A 2,410-nucleotide genomic window follows, 5' to 3' on the forward strand; every position below is an offset into this window, starting at 1 on the left:
GCGTTGAGCGCACGGCCAGGTAGTCGCCAATGGCATGGAAGTCGTAGCCCAGGCGGTCGAAGGTGGTGATGTGCGGATCGCCCCAACTGCCACCGAGGCCGGGAGGAGGAGGTTCGTCAGGGTCCTCATCGTCGTCATCGTCATCGTCGTCATCGTCGTCCTTGCAGGAGAGCGACAGCGAGAGTGTGCGCTGGACCTGTTTGGCGTCAGTGGTGAAGGTGAACGTAGCGCTGCCGGTCAGGCGTTGGACGAGGCGCTCGTCGGTGCACGCGGTCTGGACGGTGAAGGTGGCGGCAGAATCTGGAGGGGTGATGGTGGCCTGTGAAGGGGTGATCGTGAAGGGGCCCTGGATGGCAGTGACTGAGACGGTTGTGGTACCGGCGTCTTTGCTGATGGCTCGGGTTATTTTTTGCAGGCGGTCGCCTTTCTGGCCGATGAATTCGAGCCGGTCAGGCTGAAGCCGAAACTCTGGGTTGCACAGATCTACCTCTCCCAGGTAGGAGAAGCCGAGCGGTAAGCGCAGGGAGAGCACGGGAATGTCGACCGAACTTACCAGGTGGGCTTTGCCGCCGTCAGGTGCGCTACAGTCAAGCTGGGTTGGGTCGTACGACATCTGGAATGTCTTGCTCTGGGGTTCGGCCTGTCCCAGTTGGTGTAGCTGGCTATTCTGGAACTGATAGAGGCGAATTTTTTCGGCCCATTGATAGTAGCCTTTGAGCACGCCGGAGATCAGATGCTGGGAGCGGTCAATGTGAGCCGGTTGCTCAAGCGAAATGTCGCCAATATTTGTCTGCCAGAAAGTAATGTCCTTCAACCCGATTTTACCCTTTTTCGCTATATCCCGAAGTTTGGAAGTCAAATTTGATGGAGGCATTTCTGCGAGCACCTTTCCGACCAGGTCTACTGATTCACCTTGAAATACCAGCTCAGCGGCAGCGCCAGTGTTTACCGCGATGCGACTTTTCGTGAGGTCCTGCTTTCCGTCGATTGTGTTGACAATGGTACCATGGTCAGTGATGCCCTGGGGTGATAGGGTCAGATAGGGACGCAAGCCCAGGCCCAACAGAAATAGCACCCTGGTCTCTTCAATGAAGAGGGGCGCAATAGCCGATCGTCTGGTTTTGACGAAGCCCAGGATGGGGCCGATGGTAAAAGGTGAGAGTTTAAAGTCAGCCTTGTAATAGTTCAGAACATCCGTGTCAGCCTGCAGGGAGATTAGATCCAGCATCTTCATGCTAAAAGAACCTGAAAGGTTTATCTGAGCGGCATCAGGGTTGAAGCGCATAAACTTTCCGATATTCAGGGAGGTATTCAGGGCTGCCTTGAGTTCGGCCGATAGGATTTCAAGGGTTTTAGATTCCGATGGATCGCTTTCCAGAATTTCTTCCTTAATGCCATCAAGAATGCCATCAATGAGAGTAATCCGTAAGGCAAGTCCGACTGTATAGGAAAATAATTGGTGAGAATAGATTCCCAGCCCAATAGGAAGAAGGTAAGTGGGTCCTTTGGTAGGCAGGTCGAGTTGGTAGGCTATTGACACACTTCCTTTGGCATTAGCCTTGACTCCTGAGCTGAACTGAACTTTCTCAAGCAACTGGGACAGCTTATTGTAGTCCAGCCGAACAAGGGCATAATAGAATCTGCGGGAGTCTTTACGAAAGTCCCACTGGGAAACCTGCAGCGCCCCGGACTGCTCAAGCGTAAAATTAACTTTGATAGCACCGCGAGCTTTTTTCCATTCACAGGTCACTGTTAAGGTATATCCCAGGCTTATTGTGCCGCCGCCGGTACCCGGCTTCTCCAACGTACCGCTTACCTTACCGCTCAGCTTGACCGAGGTATTGCAGGCAGGTTTTTGAGGACTATCTTTTTTAAAGCGTTGATGTTGCAATTCTTCTGGCCAGCGAACATGAATGGTGTTGGGGTTAATGGGCGCGATGCCCCTGCGGGCAAGCTGCGTCGGGTCGGGGAAGGGATAGTTGACGTAGAGTTGTTCGAGCGGCAGCAAGCGTACGCCCAGCAATACATAGCGCTCTCGTCGGGCAATAATATGCTCAATTTGGCCGCCCAGACTGAAGCCCTCACCTTTACTGACAATACGCTGCCCTACCTGATACGGGCTGCTTGAGTCCTCCCAAAGCACTACTCCAATCATGAGGCCAGGTGGATTGAGCAGGGGACGCTCTGCCTGATCCCATTCAGGGTCTGTGAAGAGACCGCGTCGTCGGGCAATTGATTCTGCGCTGAGCGGATAGCTTGTAGGCCAGACCACCCTTTCCTCCGGCACCACAACCACCTCCGGCCGAATCCGCACCAAACGTACGATTGCCTGCCCCGCATAATACGTGCTGTCGGGAAGAGGAGCAGAGCGCACTTCAATTACCAGTACGCTGTCAATAACCGAACCCGC

1 protein-coding gene is annotated in these 2,410 nt (G+C 53.9%); it reads right to left on the reverse strand.

The window, feature by feature from the left end; all coding sequences use genetic code 11:
• The coding region (locus BUA15_RS13480; protein ID WP_178139428.1) for a hypothetical protein at positions 1-2,155 on the reverse strand (2,155 nt) is incomplete at its 3' end.
• Positions 2,156-2,410 lie beyond the last annotated feature (255 nt).

The organism is Rhodothermus profundi (assembly GCF_900142415.1).
Taxonomy (GTDB): Bacteria; Bacteroidota; Rhodothermia; order Rhodothermales; family Rhodothermaceae; genus Rhodothermus; species Rhodothermus profundi.